Annotated in this window: 1 protein-coding gene; it reads right to left on the bottom strand. The window is 48.5% G+C overall.

From position 1 onward, the window contains the following. On the bottom strand, window positions 1-2,503 hold a 2,503-nt coding region (locus tag KIV40_RS21735; RefSeq protein WP_375164875.1), incomplete at both ends, for a toxin VasX.

The following is a 2,503-nucleotide window of genomic DNA, read 5'->3' as shown; positions in this document are numbered from 1 at the left end:
AGCAGGTTTTCGAGCGCTGACTTGCTGTATTTGACCTTCATTCCCTCCGCAACGAGTAAGAGCGCAAAACCAATCAAGGCAAAGTAACCAGATTGTATCGTCGCTGAAGAAATACTGCGCATGGTTAAGATAGGACCAGCAGCAAACATAGAGTAACTTATCATTCTATTGATGTTCGCGTACATCAAGCCTCGATTTCCTGAATCATAGGCGTCTACGGCTTCAGCGGTGGACGACACTAACAGCGCGAGATTAGACACCGCAATCAAACGAGTTAAATTTGCCGCATAGTCTGCAGCTTTCATATGATCCAGTTTTGTATCTATCTTCGCACTGGCTAATTTAGCCCCACCTTTGGTGGCAGCAGCGAGTAAGGAAGGCAGCCCCATCCGAACGGCAAAATAAAAATAGCGAGAATTTAACGCTTTGTTCGCCAGTAATAACTGCGCGCGCTGCGCACCCGTTTTATCGACAATTGCAGCAGAGATCGCCGCGACGGCCGTTGACAACGTTTGCGTTGGCGCCACACAGTTGTGGGGAGTGGTTGGATCTGCTTGCTCAAATCCATTGATTTGCGTTAATTGCATTAACACGTCAATATTGGCCCTTAAAGAAAGCATCGACAGGGCGCCATCAAGTGTCTTTCCGAGTAAGGCCTGAGTGGTCTCAGCTTCATAGTCCACGTAACGATGGCTGTAGTTCGGCATCGTGAGCGTGGGCAGTGGGGATTTTTTCGCGACTTTTTCCCAATCTGGTAACGTCACGGCTTTCTCTCGCTTTCCCCAAGTGATAAGCGTTCGGGCAAATGGTAAGGCACTTTGCGCTTTCAACATTGGGAAATGATTGTTTCCATTGGAGTCGATGTTCTTCGCTAAGATGCGACCCAACTCATCAAGCGTTACTCTGACGGTGCCATCGAGTTCTTTGATCCCAAAACCTTTTTCGAAAAAGACAGGAATAAAGTTCAGCAACCCAGAATACGCCACCGGCCTTAATTGCAGCGCAGAGTTAACCACATGACCTTGGCCATATTTTGCGACTGCGGCAGTCCAACTCCAGAGAAACTGAAAGACATTCGGTGTAGTTTCCGCCAGTTCTGTGGCCAGCTTTGCCCAATCCACGTTATCTTGGCACTGGAGCAAGATAAGCTTCAGTTTCTCTTCAAACGTGAGATAGGTATTGTTTGCCCCTTCTTCGTAAGCCGCATTAATCATGCTAACAACGGCATTATGGCCTTCTTTTGTGGCGCCAAGGCTACCGAACATGGCTGACATGGTCGCGTTGAGCTTTTGCAGCTCTTTAAAAGGCTCCACGGCGCTTTGAGAATCAAAGAACAGCTCCAGATAGCCATCGAGTGAGCCGATGGCGCCATCTGCCAAATCTCGGTAAGCAAACGCTGAAAATAACTCCAAATATTCGACTCGCAACGCACTGAGCGCTTCGCTCTTTTCACGGCTTTGTTGATAGAACTCCGTCAGCGCTGCCACATCGATATTCTCGTTGATGGCCGCTTGTATTTGCGCATCATCTGACGAGCCGTGGTTGAGCTGTAAAATGAACTCACCAATGGTTTTCGGGTACATTTCACTGGCTTGGTCGGATTGTTCAATCCCAAACAACATCGAAAGAACGAAGGCAATGTCACTCTGTCGTCCAACGGGATCGAAGAGCGCAACTAAGGTGCCATCTTTCTTTTCACTGTGACTTTTTTGCATGGTTTCCACTATCCCTAAAGGGGAGAGGTAGTGGTTATTTTCCGTTGTGAACACATCGAGCCCCATCGGATTGGCTTGACTGTTGTTCTCAAGAGCCAGCCATTTTTCATCGCTACGGCGATAATCTTCCACCAAGGCGCTGAGGTTATCTTGTGTAGCCGCTTGGCTAAAGTCGGTTTGCGGCGCAGTCAAATCCACTTGCTGCATCGCTTTTTTGCGCAACTCTTCATCGCTGTTCATGTTATCAATGATGGCGGCAGACCATTCGTGCTCAGAGTAGACGATGGAAATTTTTCTCGCTTTCGGCGTCACAAACGCAAAAGGGTAGAACGTGGAGCCCGATGAGGTATCGAGTGTTAATCCCTCTTGAGCGTTTTCTTCATTGGTGAAATAGTATTTCTCAAACTTTTCAATCACACCGGTCGGCGTTTGGGTTTGCGCATATTTGAATATGTGGAAAGGCGCGGTCTCTTCTTCGCTCTCTTCTTTGATGTACAACCAACCCTCACGCAGAAGGCGAAGCAGATAGCCACCGGTGTCTTTCAGCCCGGTAGCTCCGCTCATTTCTAACATGCTCGGCGGGGCTTGCGCTGGCATCACTTCATCAAAGAAGTTTGCGTAGCCATAGCGCACCGGATAAATCGGAATGACATTCTCAATCACGCCCGCCACTTCGTTCATGAATGGCTCGACCGTGTCGATGGTTTTCGTGGTGTTGACAACGGCTTCAATCGATTCACTCTCAATCGAGTGTAAGTCGTCTGCCGCTTTGATGACCTTTCCGTTAT

It is taken from the genome of Vibrio sp. D173a (assembly GCF_030248475.1).
The sequence above is the reverse complement of the archived record's forward strand: the minus strand, read 5'-3'. Positions and strand labels throughout refer to the sequence as shown.